Below are 15,664 nucleotides of genomic sequence, written 5' to 3' on the forward strand. Positions count from 1 at the left end.
ATGCCGTTCACGCTGAGTCATGCGGCGGCGGTGCTGCCGGGGATACGGAGAACGGGCACCGCGCGCGGCCCGCTGGTCGCCTCGGCGTTGGTGATGGGGTCGTTCGCGCCCGACATGACCTACTTCGCGGCCACCGCGATTCCGGGGGCGATGCTCTTCGGGGACGTCACGCACTCGCTGTGGGGCATCGTCACCGTCGATGTGGCCATCACCGCGCTGCTGGTGACGGTGTGGCTGATGGTGCGTGAGCCGTTGCTGGCCCTGGTGCCGGCGCGATGGCAGGCCCGCGTGTACGCGCTGGTGCGGGGGGAGGCGTGGCGCGAGCGGCACCCGGCGGCCCTGGGGGCCTGGTTCTTCGTCTCCGCCGTCATCGGCTCGGCGACGCACGTCGTGTGGGACTCCTTCACGCACCTCGACCGGTGGGGCACCCGGGTGCTGCCGGTCCTCGGTGAGGTGGTGGGGGGCTTCCCCGTCTATCTGTACGCGCAGTACGGCGGCTCGGCGCTCGCGCTGGTCGTGCTCCTGTGGTTCACGGCCGGCGCCCTGCGCCGGGTACCGGCGGGAGACGGTGCACCGGGTCCCCGGGTGCCGGGGGTCCCCGTGCTCGACCGGCGCGGCCGCTGGCTGGCCGCCGGCATGCTGGGCGCGTGCGTGGCGGTGGGGATCGTGCACCGGTGCTTGCGCTGGTACGCGTACTGGGGGCGCATCGAGACGCCGCTGGACATCATCCCGACGGCCTGCTTCGGCGCGGGAGCGGGACTGGCGGCGGGCCTGTTGCTGTACGGCGCCACGATGCGCCTGCGTGCCCGTTGAATCGAGGCTCGGTTCGCCTCTGGGGCGCCCTCGGCCTGTGCCGACGGTCGACCGTGCTCGGGCCGCTCGTTCCTCACGCCCCTCCGCGCGCTCTTCCTTTCGACACAGTCGGCGCCCCTGCGGCTCACTCGCCCCGGCACGCGACGTCCGCCGGGCCGCCCGGGCCGGCCTCCTCGGGGGGGGGTGGCCCGGGCGGGCGGGGCTCAGTGCGCCGCGGACTCCCAGTCCGGGCCCACGCCCACGGAGACGTCCAGCGGGGCACGGAGGCTGACCGCGTCGGACATCTCGCGGCGGACGATCTCCTCCACCCGCTCCCGCTCGCCGGGTGCCACTTCCAGAACGATTTCGTCGTGGACCTGGAGCAGCATCCGGGAGCCCAGACCCGCTTCCGTCAGGGCCCGGTCCACGTTCAGCATCGCGACCTTCACGATGTCGGCCGCCGTGCCCTGGATCGGGGCGTTCAGCGCCATCCGCTCGGCGGCCTCACGGCGCTGGCGGTTGTCGCTGTTGAGGTCCGGCAGATACCGGCGGCGGCCGAGCATGGTCTCGGTGTATCCCGTGGCGCGGGCCTCGTCGACGACGCGGCGCAGATAGTCGCGCACCCCGCCGAACCGCTCGAAGTAGGTGTCCATCAGGGCGCGGGCCTCGCCGGCCTCGATGTTCAGCTGCTGGGAGAGGCCGAACGCCGACAGGCCGTAGGCCAGGCCGTACGACATGGCCTTGATCTTGCGGCGCATCTCGGCGTCGACGGCGGACCGCTCCACGCCGAAGACCTGGGAGGCGACGGTGGTGTGGAGGTCCTCGCCGGAGGTGAACGCCTCGATCAGGCCCTCGTCCTCCGAGAGGTGCGCCATCACCCGCAGCTCGATCTGGCTGTAGTCGGCCGTCATCAGCGACTCGAAGCCCTCGCCGACGACGAAGCCGTGGCGGATGGCGCGGCCCTCGTCGGTGCGGACCGGCACGTTCTGCAGGTTCGGGTCGGTGGACGACAGGCGTCCGGTCGCCGCGACGGTCTGGCTGAAGGTGGTGTGGATCCGGCCGTCGCCCGCGATCGTCTTGATCAGGCCCTCGACGGTGGAGCGCAGCCGGGCCTGCTCGCGGTGGCGCAGCATGATCACCGGGAGTTCGTGCTCGGTCTGGGCGGCAAGCCAGGCCAGCGCGTCCGCGTCCGTGGTGTACCCGGTCTTGGTCTTCTTCGTCTTGGGCAGGTTCAGCTCGCCGAAGAACACCTCCTGGAGCTGCTTGGGCGAGCCCAGGTTGAACTCGTGGCCGACCGAGGCGTGCGCCTCTTTCACCGCCTGCTGGACGGCGCCGGCGAACTGCTGCTCCATGGCCTCCAGATGGGCGCGGTCGGCGGAGATGCCGTGCCGCTCCATGCGGGCGAGCAGCAGGGAGGTCGGCAGTTCGACGTCGTGCAGCAGGCCGGCGGCGCCGACCTCCTTCAGCTTCTCGCCGAACGCCTCGCCCAGGTCGAGGACCGCGCGGGCCTGGGCCATCAGCGCGTCGGCCTCGGCCTGCTCGTCGGTGCCGAAGGCGAGCTGCCCGTCGGCGGCGGCCGGGGCCAGCTCGCGGTGCAGGTACTCGACGGACAGGGCGTCCAGGGCGAAGGACCGGCGGCCGGGCTTGACCAGGTAGGCGGCGAGCGCGGTGTCCATCGTGATGCCCTCGATGGTCCAGCCGTGCTCGGGGAAGACCCGCAGGGCCTCCTTGGCGCTGTGCATGACCTTGGGCCGGGCCGGGTCGGCGAGCCAGGCGGCGAAGGCCCGCTCGTCGGACTCGTCGAGCTGGGTGGTGTCGAACCAGGCGGCCTTGCCGTCGGCGCCGGCCAGGGCGACCTCGCTGACGTTGCCGACGCCGAGGGCCCAGGTGGAGACCGTGGCCACGCCGAGCGGCTGCCCGGCGTGCTGCTCCAGCCAGAAGGCGAGCTCTCCGGCGCCCAGCACGGTGCCGTCCAGCTCGACGCCCGCCTCCGGGGCGGGGGCCTCTTCCTCGGCGGCGCCGGGGTCGACGGCGAGGAGCCGCTCCCGCAGGGAGGGGTTGCGGATCTCCAGGACCTCCAGGAAGCCCTTGAGCGCCGTCCGGTCATAGGGAGCGCGCTCCAGGTCGGCCACCGCCTTGGGCAGCTCGACGTCCCGGACCAGCTCGGTGAGGTGGCGGTTGAGCTTCACGGCCTCCAGGTGGTCGCGCAGTGCCTGCCCGACCTTCCCCTTGACCTCTTCGGCTCGCTCGACCAGCTCGGCGAAGGAACCGAACTGGTTGATCCACTTCGTGGCGGTCTTCTCGCCGACACCGGGGATGCCCGGCAGGTTGTCCGACGGGTCGCCGCGCAGGGCGGCGAAGTCGGGGTACTGCGACGGCGTCAGCCCGTACTTCTCCTGGACCTTCGCCGGGGTGAACCGGGTCAGCTCGGAGACACCCTTGGTCGGGTACAGCACGGTGACGTGGTCGGACACCAGCTGGAAGGAGTCCCGGTCGCCGGTGACGATCAGGACCTCGAACCCGGCGGCCTCGGCCTGGGTCGCCAGGGTGGCGATGATGTCGTCGGCCTCGAAGCCGTCCACCGCGAACCGCACCGCGTTCATGGTGTCGAGCAGCTCGCCGATCAGCTCGACCTGCCCCTTGAACTCGTCGGGGGTCTTGGAGCGGTTCGCCTTGTACTCGGGGAAGTCCTCGGAGCGCCAGGTCTTGCGGGAGACGTCGAACGCCACGGCGAAGTGCGTGGGCGCCTCGTCGCGGAGCGTGTTCGCCAGCATCGACGCGAAGCCGTAGATGGCGTTGGTCGTCTGGCCGCTCGCGGTGGTGAAGTTCTCCGCGGGCAGCGCGAAGAACGCCCGGTACGCCAGGGAGTGCCCGTCCATGAGGAGCAGGCGCGGACGGTTGTCGTCTGGGGTCTTCTTCGATGCTGTCTCAGCCACGGAGACGATCCTGCCACGGACCACTGACATTGCCGCTCACACCGCCCCCGGCCCCCGCCGCCGGCGACGCGTGACAGGATTTGTCACGTACGACACGTGACGCCCGCTCGAAGGGGAGCAGCATGGCCACCAAGCCGCCCGCAGGTGACCCGGTCCAGGACGCGCCGCAGGTCGGAGCGCCCCAGCACGCCGCGGCCGGGCTCCCCGCCATCGGGCACACCCTGAAGGTCGCGCAGGCCCAGATGGGGCTGGCCCGCACGGCGCGGACGCTGCTCAAGGTCAACCAGAAGGACGGCTTCGACTGCCCCGGCTGTGCCTGGCCCGAGGACGACAAGCGGCACGTCGCGGAGTTCTGCGAGAACGGCGCGAAGGCGGTCGCCGAGGAGGCGACGCTGCGCCGGGTCGGGCCGGACTTCTTCGCCGCTCACCCGGTCGCGGACCTGGCGTCCCGCAGTGGGTACTGGCTGGGGCAGCAGGGCCGGATCACCCACCCCATGTACCTGCCGGAGGGCGCGGAGCGGTACGAGGCGGTGAGCTGGGAACGGGCCTTCGCGATCATCGCGGAGGAGCTGACGGCGCTGGACTCCCCCGACGAGGCGCTCTTCTACACGTCGGGCCGCACCAGCAACGAGGCGGCGTTCCTGCTGCAGCTGTTCGCCCGCGAGTTCGGTACGAACAATCTGCCGGACTGTTCCAACATGTGCCACGAGTCGTCGGGTTCGGCGCTCGTCGAGACGATCGGCATCGGCAAGGGCAGCGTCTCGCTGGAGGACCTGCACCGGGCTGATCTGATCATCGTCGCCGGGCAGAACCCGGGTACAAACCATCCGCGGATGCTGTCGGCGCTGGAGAAGGCCAAGGCCGCCGGCGCGAAGATCATCTCGGTGAATCCGCTGCCCGAGGCGGGCCTGGAACGGTTCAAGAATCCCCAGACACCGCGGGGGATGCTCAAGGGCGCGGCACTGACCGATCTGTTCCTGCAGATCCGCATCGGCGGCGACCAGGCCCTCTTCCGGCTGCTCAACAAGCTGGTCCTGGAGACGGACGGCGCGGTCGACGAGCTGTTCGTGGCGGAGCACACGCACGGGTTCGAGGAGTTCGCGGCCGCGGCGAAGGCGGCCGACTGGGACGAGACCCTGGCGGCCACCGGTCTGGAGCGCGCCGAGATCGAGCGGGCCCTGCGGATGGTGCTGGACTCGCGCCGGACGATCGTCTGCTGGGCGATGGGCCTGACCCAGCACAAGCACGCGGTGCCGACCATTCGCGAGGTGGTCAACCTCCTGCTGCTGCGGGGCGCCGTCGGACGCCCGGGTGCCGGGGTGTGCCCGGTACGCGGGCACTCCAACGTGCAGGGCGACCGCACGATGGGCATCTTCGAGCGGCCCGCGGCCGCGTTCCTCGACGCGCTGGACAAGGAGTTCGGGATCACCTCGCCGCGCCACCACGGCTTCGACGTGGTCCGCTCCATCCAGGCGCTGCGGGACGGCGAGGCGAAGGTGTTCTTCGCGATGGGCGGGAACTTCGTGGGGGCGACGCCGGACACGGAGGTCACCGAGGCGGCGATGCGCCGGGCGCGGCTGACCGTGCACGTGTCGACGAAGCTGAACCGTTCGCACGCGGTGACCGGCACGCGCGCGCTGATCCTGCCCACGCTGGGCCGCACCGACAAGGACGTGCAGGCGAGCGGCAAGCAGTTCGTGACGGTCGAGGACTCGATGGGCCTGGTGCACGCCTCGCGGGGGAACCTGCCGCCCGCGAGCCCCCACCTGCTGTCCGAGCCGGCCATCGTGGCGCGGATGGCGCGGGCGGTGCTCGGTACGGCCTCGGCCACGCCGTGGGAGCAGTTCGAGAAGGACTACGCCACGATCCGGGACCGCATCGCGCGCGTGGTGCCCGGTTTCGAGGACTTCAACGCCAAGATCGCCCGGCCGGGCGGCTTCGCCCTGCCGCACGCCCCGCGCGACGAGCGGCGCTTCCCGACGAAGACCGGCAAGGCCAACTTCACCGCCGCCCCGGTCGAGTACCCGAAGGTCCCCGAGGGGCGGCTGCTGCTGCAGACGCTCCGCTCGCACGACCAGTACAACACCACGATCTACGGCCTCGACGACCGCTACCGGGGCATCAGGGGCGGTCGGCGCGTGGTGCTGGTCCACCCGGACGACGCCCGGGAACACGGCCTGGCGGACGGTGTGTACGTCGATCTCGTCAGCGAGTGGACGGACGGCAGCGAGCGCCGGGCCCCGGGGTTCCGGGTGGTGCACTACCCGACGGCCCGGGGCTGCGCGGCCGCGTACTACCCGGAGACCAATGTGCTGGTGCCCCTGGAGTCCACCGCGGACGTCAGCAACACCCCCGCGAGCAAATCCGTGATCGTACGTCTGGAACAATCACCGACCGTCTGAGCGTTCGCTTAGGCGGTCGGCGGCCCCTGCCGGCGGCCACACATCAGGGACATGACCGTACGACGATCGGAGCCGGGCCCCATGGGCGAGCAGACCACCGTGAAGTTCCCGCAAGAGGTCCTCGACGAGTACAGCGCACTCGGTGTCGACCTGCCCGCCCTCTTCTCCGCCGGTCACCTGGGCACTCGCATGGGCGTGCAGATAGTGGAGGCATCCGCGGAGCGGGTGGTGGGCACCATGCCGGTCGAGGGCAACACCCAGCCCTACGGCCTGCTGCACGGCGGCGCGTCCGCCGTGCTCGCCGAGACCCTGGGGTCGGTCGGCTCGATGCTGCACGGCGGCGTGTCCAAGATCGCGGTCGGGGTGGACCTGAACTGCACGCACCACCGCGGTGTCCGCAGCGGAGTGGTGACCGGCGTGGCCACCCCCGTCCACCGCGGGCGCTCCACCGCCACGTACGAGATCGTCATCACCGACGAGCAGGACAAGCGGGTGTGCACGGCGCGGCTCACCTGCCTGCTCCGCGAGGTGACCGCCGCCGACGAGCGGCGGGTGCGGGGCGACGGCTGAACGGCCTCCGGACGAACAGCGCCGATCGGGCCGCGGACGCACCGTCCGCGGCCCGATCGTCATGTCGCCGTCAGGCCGACGGCCGGCAGGGCGAGCTGAGGTAGCAGGTGCCGCAGGAGGTGTAGCCACCGACCACATGGCAGGTCTGCCGGTAGTAGAAGCCGTTGCGCTGGCTGCAGTAGCAGATCTTCTGGAAGGTGGTGTCCGCCTGGGCCACGGCCTTGGGCACGAGCCTGCCCAGAATCTTGTCGCCCATCGTCCCCATGAATCCCATCACTGCCGTTTCCTTTCGAGTACGCACTGCCGGAAAGAAGCAGATTCGACCGTAGCAACGGCAGATACGGCGCTTCGTACAGTTCGGATACAGCGAGCGGAAGAGACCGGTCCGCAAAGCGTGTCCAGCGAACCGCCCGATACGCCCATAGACACCCAACTTCCACGCCAATTGCAAAGGGGGCGAACAGGGCGCGACGCACCACGGGTTTCCCGCGGGGGTAAGAAGAAATACATTGACAGGCAATACGGCGGGCGTGCACGATCACACCGACCGGCGGAACCCACGGGGGGTGTCTGTGCCTGTTCTGTTGATTGCCGGCGGGTTCCTCGTCGCCCTCGTCGGCGCCGCCCTTGCCGCGCTCCGCATACGCGGCCGATACACCGTGGTCACCGTGGAAGGCACCAGCATGGCGCCGACGCTTTCGCCCGGCGACCGGGTGGTGGTGGAACGCCGCACCGTCGACCAGGTGCGGACCGGGGACATCGTCGTACTGCAGCCCCCGCGAAGGACGGGCGACTACGAACCACTGAGCGACCGCGCATGGAATATCAAGCGGGCCGCCGCGCTTCCCGGGGACCGTATTCCGGAAGGAATACCGGGAGGCGGGGACCTCACGGAGGTCCCGGACGGGCGGCTGGTGGTGCTCGGCGACAATCCGGACAGTATTGATTCCCGTCATCGGGGATTTTTCGAGGCCGACCGGATCATGGGCGTGGCGGTCCGCCGACTGGGTGGCAGTGCTTTGTAAAAATCACATACCGGGGGACAGCCACAAGCATGACCGTCGAGTTCCGGGCCCTCGGCCCGCTGGAAATCGTGGACGGGGGCCGGACCGTCCGTATAGCCGCTGACAAACAGCGCACCATTCTCGCGATGCTGGTCGCCCACCGGGGCGGCGTCGTCTCCGTGCCCGCCCTCGTGGAAGAACTCTGGGGCGGCACCCCGCCCCGGTCAGCGGTGCCCAATCTGCGCACCTATGTGATGCAGCTGCGCCGGCTCCTGCCGCCCGCCGCGGACGGCACGCACCCCCGGCTGATCACCTCCCGCTCCGGCTACGCGCTCCGGACGGTCGACGGCGAGACCGACATCGCCCGCTTCGAGGCCCTCGTCGAGCGGGCACGGCAGGCGGCGGCCGGGCACGATCTGGCGGGGGCCACCCGCGCACTGGGCGGCGCGCTGGCACTCTGGCACGGGGAGCCACTGGAGAACGTCGTCAAAGGACCCGCCCTGGAGGGCATCGCGGCGGATCTCACCGAGCGGTACCTGAGCGCGATCGAGGCACAGGCGGACGTGGAACTCGCGCGCGGTACCGGGGCGGCCGTGGTCGACACCCTGCGCCGGGCCGTGCGCCGGCATCCCCTGCGCGAACGGCTGCGCAGCCGCCTGATGCTCGCCCTGCACCACAGCGGCGACACGGCCGGCGCGCTCGCCGCCTTCACCGACGCCCGCGAAACGCTGCGCAACGAACTCGGCCTGGACCCGGGGCCGGAGCTGTGCCGCACCCAGCAGGCCGTGCTCCGCCGGGAACCGGATCCGACGTCCGTCCCGGAAGTCACCGCCCTGACGACGGCGCGGCCCGCGCACCCGGCCACCGGTACGGTGCCGCGCCAGCTCCCCCGGGCTCCCGGGCCGTTCGCCGGACGGGCGCACGAGACGTCCCTGGTGCGGGACGCCCTGCGCACCCGGGACGGAACAACCGCCGGGGCGCCGGTCGTGGTGCTGCACGGGCCGGCCGGACGCGGGAAGTCGGCGCTGGCCCTGCACGTCGCCCACGGGGCCGCCGCGGACTACCCCGACGGCCAGCTCTACGTCGATCTCGACAGCCCGCGGGTCGGCGCCGGCCCGCTGACCCCGGTCACCGTGCTGCGCCACTTCCTCCGCTCGCTCGGGATGCCCAGGGCCGACGTGCCGACCGCCCTCTCCGAGGCCTCGGCGTACTACCAGTCCATGGTCGCGGGCCGGCGCGTCCTCGTGGTCGTCGACAACGCCTTCCACCGCGGCCAGGTCCTTCCGCTGCTGCCCGCGGGCCCGGGGTGCGCGGTGCTGATCACGAGCCGGAGCGTGCTGCCCGCGCTGGACGCGGTGCACGTGCCGGTGGACCCCCTCGACGAAACGGACTCCGTCCGCCTGCTGTCCCTGCTGGCCGGGGACGCGCGCGTCACCGCGGAGCCCCGGGCGGCCCGGGAGATCGCCCGGCTCTGCCACGGGAACCCCCTCGCGCTCAGCATCGCGGGGGCCCGCTGCGCCGGCCGCCCGCAGGGGAGCCTCGCCGGACTCGCCGCCCGGCTGCGCGACCCGGCGCGCACCCTCGACGAATTACGGGTCGCCGACCTGACGATGCGCTCGTCGTACGCCAGGAGCTACCGGGAGCTGTCGGCCCACGACCCCGAACACCGCGCGGCCGCACGGGCGTTCCGCCGGCTGTGCACCCTCGGGGCGCCCTTCAGCGCGACGCGCGCCGCCGAGGCCATCGGTGCCGCCCTGCCGGCCACCGAGCGGGCCCTGGACTGCCTGGTGACCGTCGGGCTGCTCACCCCGGTGGCGCGAGAGGCGTTCCGGATGCCTGATCTCGCGGGCCTGTACGCGCGGGAGCTCGCCGCCCGCGACCAGGTCCGCTACAGGGAGCCGGTGCTCAGCCGATCGGCGATATGACCGCGTGCGACGGCTCCGCCGCCGGTACCCCGGGCCGGTCCGCCACGTCCGGACGAGCCGGCGCGCCCGGGGACTCCGGCGCGTCCAGGCCCTGCGGTGCGTCCGGGGGCTCCGGCGCGTCGACGGCCTCGGGTGCGTCCGGTGCGTCCGGGTCGCGATAGCCCTCGGCCTGGATGGCGAACAGACGCGCGTACTCGCCACCCGCGGCCATGAGCTGCTCGTGCGTTCCCCGTTCCACGATCCGGCCGCCCTCCAGCACGACGATCGCGTCCGCCTCGCGGACCGCGCCGAGCCGGTGGGAGACGAGCAGGCTGGTGCGCCCCGCCCGGTGTTCGCGCAGCCGGGCGTGGATCGCCGCCTCCGCCTGGGCGTCCAGGCCGGCACTGGGCTCGTCCAGGATCAGCAGGTCCCGGTCGTCCCGCAGCAGGGTGCGGGCGAGCGCCAGCCGCTGCCACTGGCCGCCGGACAGCACGACCCCGGACTGCGGGTCTTCTTCGGCCTGGTCGGCGAATATACGGCTGAGCATGGTGTCGTAACCGCGGGGCAGCCCTTCCACGGTGCCGTCGGCATCGGCGAGCCGGGCGGCCTCGCGCAGTCTCGGGCGGTCGTCGAGCGCCTGGAGTTCCCCGACGCCGATGTTCTCCGCCGCCGTCAGGTCGTAACACATGTAGTCCTGGAACAACACGCCCATGCGACGGCGCAGTTCGGCCGGCGGCACGTCGCGGATGTCCACTCCGTCCCAGTAAATCGCCCCTCGGGTCGGGTCGTAGAACCGGCAGAGCAGTTTGATCAGGGTGCTTTTCCCCGCGCCGTTCAGCCCGACGAGGGCGACCGCGGTTCCGTGCGGGACGGTCAGGTCGACGCCCCGGAGAATCCACGGATGGTCCTCGGCGTACCGGAACCAGACGTCGCGCAGTTCGATGCCCCGGCGCAGGGCCGGCAGCCGCCCCGAAGGGTCCGCCGACGGCAGGTCGTCGGGGAGCGACATCACCTTGTCGTGGTACCCGAAGACGAGCAGCGCCTCGTGCGCCATCGCGACGTTGTCCACCAGACCGGTCAGGGCGGCCTGGGTACCGGCCACGGCGGCGACGAACGCCGTCACGTCGCCCACGCTCAGGGCCCCGGTCGTGGCGGCCCGCACCGCCCACACGAGTCCCAGTCCCGCGACCACCGTGGACAGCAGCGCGAGGAGGGACTGCGTGCGCGCCTCCTGGCGGTCGAGCCGCTGTTCGCCCTCCTGCCGGATCGCGAGCTCCGTGAGCATGCGCCCCTTGAGGAAGTCGCCGAGGCCGAACAGCCGGGTCTCCTTCGCGCTGCGGACGTCGGTGAGAAGCAGCGAGTAGAAGACCTGGCGGCGGACCGCGGGGGAGACCCCCGCGAGCATGCCGACCCTGCGCCGGGACAGGGAGAGCCGCGCGAGGAGCGCGGGGACGGCGGCCACCGTGACGAGTGCGGCCATCGACGGGCTCAGCAGCGCCAGCGTCCCGAGCAGGCTCACGAGCGTGATGACGTTGCGCGCGGTGTCGAACAGGCCCGTGGTGACGGGGCCGAGCCCGCCCCCGGACGCCTGCATGGCCATGCTGAGGTCGTTACGGAACCCGGGGTTCTCGAACCGGGACAGCCCCTGGAGCCGGTTGACGGCGCCGTACAGACGGTCCTGCATCAAGCGGTCCAGCCGACGGCCCAGTTCGTTCTGCAGGTAACCGCTCAGGTGCGGCAGCACACCGGCCGCGAGGCCCACGGCGGCCAGGCCCGCCGCCAACTCCAGCACGTGTTCCGGCCGTCCGCCGGCCAGGTCGTCCACGACGAGTTTCGTCAGCCATGCCGTGGCGGTGGGCAGCAGGCCGAGGACGACGGTGACGAGCGAGTACGCCAGCGCGTGCCACGGTCCCGCCCGCCAGCACATCGACCAGGCGACCCCGAGGTGCCGCACGGTCCGCCTCGGCCCGGCCGTGACCGCCCGCCCGGTGGGCCCGGCCTGCGGTCCGTTCTCCACGCTCACGCCGCCGGGGCCGGCTCGGGCAGCTCGGCCAGCTCGGTGGACGCCTGCACCACGGAGCCCTCACCGTCGACCAGGACGAAGGTGGGGAAGGCCTGGATGCCCATGTCGTCGGCCACGGAGTGGGCGTCCTCACCCCGGATCACCGCCGCGTCCGGACCCACCGCGGCGACCAGCTCGTCGGCGCGCGCCCCGTCGCCCGACACCACCGCCAGCGCCCCGTACCGGCGGGCCCGGACGGCGAACTTCGGCGCGTGGTCGTGGCAGGTGTCGCACTGCGCGTCGAAGAAGGCCACGAGGGTGGCGCCGGGTGCCCGGGCGGCTTCCGGAAGCCGGTGGCCGACCAGCATGCCCGGGTCGTACGAGGAGAAGCCGGGCCGACCCGCCAGCCGTTCGAGTTCCGCGGTGTGCTCGCGCAGTCGGCGCAGCACCGCGAAGGTGAGGAGCAGGTCGAACAGGCACAGCACACCGACCAGGACGACGGCGGCAATCAGAAAAGGCATGAAGGGGACCTCACTTGTGGACGGCGCGTGGACGGGCGGCGACCGGGGCCGGCCGGCCGGTGCGGAAGAGGGCGGCCAGGTCGTCGAGCCGGGCGACCAGCAGGGCCGCGACGATCGCCGCGACCGCCGCGACCGCGCCGCCGCCGGGGTGAGCCGGCCATCCGGCGGCGGGCAGCGCGGTCATCACCGCGAAGCCGGCCGCGCCCGTGCCGGCCAGGATCAGGTTGCGGACCACGTGCAGCGGTCCCAGGGGAGTGGCCGATGCGCCGAAGCAACGGCACGGGGCGCGGCGTCCGCCGCGCAGTGCCATCACGATGCCCGCGGTGAAGGCGAGCAGCAGGAGCACCGCGGCCGCCAGCCCCAGGGGTGCCGTTCGCGCGGGCACGAGCAGCAGGAGTACCGCGACTTCTCCGGCGATCACCGCGGCGGCTGCCGCCCTCGACACCTTCCGGGGAAAGAGCCGCAGGTCCGTGATCGACCGGGCGAATGAGGCGAACGCGGTTCTGCTGCGCACCTTTCCGGCGAGCGCCAGCAGAAAGACACCGAACAAGAGAATCCGGCATGCGAAAGCGACAAAGGTCATGCGCGAAGTCCTCGTATGTGGTGCGCGGGAGCGGGCGGCCCGGACGCGTGCCCGCGCCGCCCGCCCCGCACTCGTGTTCTGTCAGCAGCCGATGTAGCGGACGTTCTCGCACTTTCCGCACGAGGTCCGTCCGCCCACCACGTGACACAGGCGGTAGATCTTGCGCCAGTCGGCGGTGCAGTAGCAGTACTCCCACCAGCTGGTGTCCGCGGACGCGGACGCCTTCGGCACGAAACGCTCGAGCACCCGGTCGGCGACCTTGCTCAATGACGGCATCATGAGTTCCCCTCCTCCTTTCGGCAGACGGTACTCACGCGCCATAGACCGGCCCGTACAGCGGACATACAGCGGCCGCCGGGCCCGCGCCGGTACGGGCGTCCGGGGCGGACCCGGGCCGATTCCTCAGCTTCCGGACGGGGGCGCCACCGGGAGCGTCACGCTGCTGAGCCCGGTCCGTACGGTCATCCGCGTGCCGGGTGGGTGGCGCAGTGTGTAGTCGTGGTCGGTGGAGATCAGCACCACGCCGAGCCGGTGCCCCTTCTCGACGACGTGGTCCTGGGGCTGCATGGCCCAGCGCAGCCGGTACTCGCGGCCTTCGACGACCGGCGACGGCCGGGCGGCCGAGTCGCGGTTGCGGACGTCGAGCCAGCCCCGGGTCACGATCTTGAAATCGGTGGTCTCGGTGCGGTGCTTCGTCCGGTACGTGCAGCCGGTGTCGCCGGGGACGCCCTCGCCGTAGCAGACGAGCCGCGAGGTGTCCTGGACGGTGCCGGCGACGGCCCGGGTGGCGGTCCCGTAGTCGACGAGCAGCGCCGTCGTATACGGGGATGTGCCGTCGAGCGAGGCCCGCACCGACATCTCGGGCGCACCGTTGACGCGCAGGTCGCTCGGCAGGGGCGCGGTCGTCCAGGCGAGCCGGTGGGGGTGCGCGGTACCAGGATCGGCGACGAGCTGCTCGGCGCGCAGGGTGCGGCCGGCGTCGCGCAGCGTCCGCCCGGCCGGCCGGCCGGGCAGTGGTGAAAGGCCGCCGTCGGCGTTCAGGCGCAAGGTCAGACGCCTGGTGCCGGGCGCCGGCCACGTGGACTGCTGCCGCCAGGTGAAGTCGGCCTGCTCGACGTCGACCGCGGGTTCGTCGAGGGCGCCGTTGTCCAGGCCGTACAGCCAGAAGTCGTACCACTGGTGCAGCTGTCGCAGCCATTCCTCCATGCGCAGCGGCATGGGGTTGCTGTGCCCGGCCTGGTGCAGCCACAGTTTGCGCGGGACGCCGTGCCGCCCGAGGGCCTCCCACAGTCGGGCGGTGTGCCGGGTCTTCACGTTCCAGTCGTTGAGGCCGTGGACGAGGAAGACCCCGGCCTTGATCCTCCGTGCGTCGGGCAGGTAGTCCCGCTCGCGCCAGAAGGCGCTGTAGTCGCCGGTCACCCGGCCCTGCCGGGCGGTGAGCCGGTCCAGGACGGGTTTGCAGATCTCCCGGTCGGCGCGGCTGTAGACGGCCTTGGCCAGGATGTCGGTGTCCTCGCCCTGGAAGCCGCCGGGTGCGACGACTCCGCCGTTGGCCCGGTAGTAGTCGTACCAGGAGGAGATCCCGGCGATCGGCACGACGGCCTTCAGGCCCTCCACACCGGTGGCGGCCACGGCGGTGGGCAGGGTGCCGTTGTACGAGATCCCCATCATCGCCGCGTTGCCGGTGGACCAGTCCGCCCGGACCGGCCGGCCGTCGGGGTCCCGTCCGCGGGCCCGGCCGTTCAGCCAGTCGACCGCCGCCTTGGCGCCGAGCGTCTCCTCGTGGCCGCCGGAGGTGGGGCAGCCGGTCGAGTCGCCCGTTCCGATGCTGTCGACCTGGGCCACGGCGTACCCGCGGGGCAGGAAGTAGTTGTCGGTGTAGCCCGGGAAGACGACCGAGGAGGCGGAGACGGCGGCGCCGGTGGGCCGCTCGGCGCCCTGCAGAAGGCCCGGAAGGCTGTTGCGCCCCTTACCGCCGGGCAGTCCGTCCTCGTCCAGGTCCACCTCGTGGAAGGGGACGTCGTTGCCGCCGCCCCAGTAGGGACTCGCTTCGATGATCGTGGCGACTCTGAGGCCTGTGTCGGTCTCGCGGGGCCGCAGGATCCTCATCCGTACGGTGTCCCGCTTGCCGTCCTCGTCACTGTCCGTCTCTGTTTCGACGTCGACCAGCTGGTGGACGGCGTCCGCACGGGAGAAGACGGGTCGGGTCTGTCCGTCGACGACGCGGAGCTCCGGAACGCCGGGCGGGGCGGCGTGCGTGGCCGGTGCGGGCAGCGCCGCGACCAGTAACCCGGCCAGTGCGGCCAGGGCCGCCGGGCCGGTCCGGCGGTGCCTGCGGTAGGGGCGTACGGCGTCGCGTACGCGCTGGGGTCTCGCCATCGTGCCTGCCTCCAGGGGGGCGCGGGAGTGACGATCACGCGCTGGGCGCGGCATACATTCCACCGCTTCCGCCCCAGCGGCACCAGACCCAACGCCCGTGCGAGCATGGGCCATTGTGTGACCCGTGGTGACCGCATAGCGTGCGCGGTATGAGGTTCAGGGACACCCTCGGAGCCGTTTCACGACGCGCCGCGGCCCGCTCCGCGGTCCCGGGTGTTCTGCTCATCCTCCTTTCAGCGAGCGGGTGTTCGGATTCCGGATCCCCCGCACCGCACAGCAGTACACCGGCCGACATCTGCACCGGTCTTGTCTCCTATTGGGCCAAGGAGGCATTGAAAGGCAGCACTTGGGCAGGTCTGGACTGGGAACAGAAGGGCTTGTCGAACGACCAGCTACGGATCCATGACGACGTGCTCGCCGAAGCCCGCACGACCGAGCGACGGGAGGGGCGGGAGGCGGCCGAACGACTCGTCGACCGGGAGGCCCGGCGCCGCTGCGAGGCGGCCGGAGGAGCGACCGGGAGTTCGGAGAACTGGCGCCCTCCGGCCCCCGCGGAGAGCGGCGTGGACAC

At 72.0% G+C, this 15,664-nt stretch carries 12 protein-coding genes; 5 read left to right on the forward strand and 7 right to left on the reverse strand.

Going from position 1 to position 15,664, the window contains the following annotated elements; translation table 11 throughout:
- Positions 1-813: a DUF4184 family protein gene (locus ACY34K_RS00980; RefSeq protein ID WP_462741958.1), complete on the forward strand. Its 813-nt coding sequence runs from the start codon at positions 1-3 to the stop codon at positions 811-813.
- Positions 814-1,016: 203 nt separating this feature from the next.
- Here ACY34K_RS00980 and polA read toward each other — a convergent pair whose 3' ends face one another.
- Positions 1,017-3,671 (reverse strand): DNA polymerase I, encoded by a 2,655-nt coding sequence (gene polA, locus ACY34K_RS00985; RefSeq protein WP_462742730.1) that lies wholly within the window; start codon positions 3,669-3,671, stop codon positions 1,017-1,019.
- Between the two features lie 179 nt (positions 3,672-3,850).
- Here polA and ACY34K_RS00990 point away from each other — a divergent pair, with 179 nt between their 5' ends.
- Both ACY34K_RS00990 and ACY34K_RS00995 read left to right on the forward strand, forming a co-directional pair.
- Positions 3,851-6,130 carry an FdhF/YdeP family oxidoreductase gene (locus ACY34K_RS00990; RefSeq protein ID WP_462741961.1) on the forward strand — a complete coding sequence of 760 codons (2,280 nt, stop codon included), beginning with the start codon at positions 3,851-3,853 and terminating at the stop codon, positions 6,128-6,130.
- Between the two features lie 81 nt (positions 6,131-6,211).
- A complete protein-coding gene (locus ACY34K_RS00995; RefSeq protein WP_462742733.1) occupies positions 6,212-6,700 on the forward strand; it encodes a PaaI family thioesterase in 489 nt (162 codons plus the stop codon).
- A 70-nt stretch (positions 6,701-6,770) separates the two neighbouring features.
- Here the strand turns inward: ACY34K_RS00995 and ACY34K_RS01000 are convergent, their stop codons facing one another.
- A complete protein-coding gene (locus tag ACY34K_RS01000; RefSeq protein WP_462741963.1) occupies positions 6,771-6,956 on the reverse strand; it encodes a hypothetical protein in 186 nt (61 codons plus the stop codon).
- Positions 6,957-7,272: 316 nt separating this feature from the next.
- Here ACY34K_RS01000 and ACY34K_RS01005 point away from each other — a divergent pair, with 316 nt between their 5' ends.
- Both ACY34K_RS01005 and ACY34K_RS01010 read left to right on the forward strand, forming a co-directional pair.
- On the forward strand, positions 7,273-7,725 hold the full coding sequence (locus tag ACY34K_RS01005; RefSeq protein ID WP_462741965.1) for a S26 family signal peptidase: 453 nt from the start codon (positions 7,273-7,275) through the stop codon (positions 7,723-7,725).
- Positions 7,726-7,754: 29 nt separating this feature from the next.
- Entirely contained in the window at positions 7,755-9,629 is a 1,875-nt protein-coding gene (locus ACY34K_RS01010; protein ID WP_462741969.1) for an AfsR/SARP family transcriptional regulator, read from the forward strand.
- Here the strand turns inward: ACY34K_RS01010 and ACY34K_RS01015 are convergent.
- From ACY34K_RS01015 to ACY34K_RS01035, 5 genes are all read right to left on the reverse strand, one after another.
- Complete coding sequence (locus tag ACY34K_RS01015) at positions 9,610-11,625, reverse strand: ABC transporter ATP-binding protein (protein WP_462741972.1); 2,016 nt, start codon at positions 11,623-11,625, stop codon at positions 9,610-9,612. The genes ACY34K_RS01010 and ACY34K_RS01015 overlap by 20 nt on opposite strands.
- Before the next feature lie 2 nt (positions 11,626-11,627).
- On the reverse strand, positions 11,628-12,131 hold the full coding sequence (locus tag ACY34K_RS01020) for a TlpA family protein disulfide reductase (RefSeq protein ID WP_462741975.1): 504 nt from the start codon (positions 12,129-12,131) through the stop codon (positions 11,628-11,630).
- A 10-nt stretch (positions 12,132-12,141) separates the two neighbouring features.
- The gene (locus ACY34K_RS01025; RefSeq protein ID WP_462741978.1) at positions 12,142-12,714 is read right to left on the reverse strand and encodes a MauE/DoxX family redox-associated membrane protein; all 573 of its coding nucleotides are present in this window, start codon (positions 12,712-12,714) and stop codon (positions 12,142-12,144) included.
- An 81-nt stretch (positions 12,715-12,795) separates the two neighbouring features.
- A complete protein-coding gene (locus tag ACY34K_RS01030) occupies positions 12,796-12,993 on the reverse strand; it encodes a hypothetical protein (RefSeq protein WP_031104392.1) in 198 nt (65 codons plus the stop codon).
- Positions 12,994-13,116: 123 nt separating this feature from the next.
- On the reverse strand, positions 13,117-15,093 hold the full coding sequence (locus tag ACY34K_RS01035) for a Xaa-Pro dipeptidyl-peptidase (protein ID WP_462741982.1): 1,977 nt from the start codon (positions 15,091-15,093) through the stop codon (positions 13,117-13,119).
- Between the last annotated feature and the right edge of the window lie 571 nt (positions 15,094-15,664).

Source organism: Streptomyces sp. STAM6 (assembly GCF_054963715.1).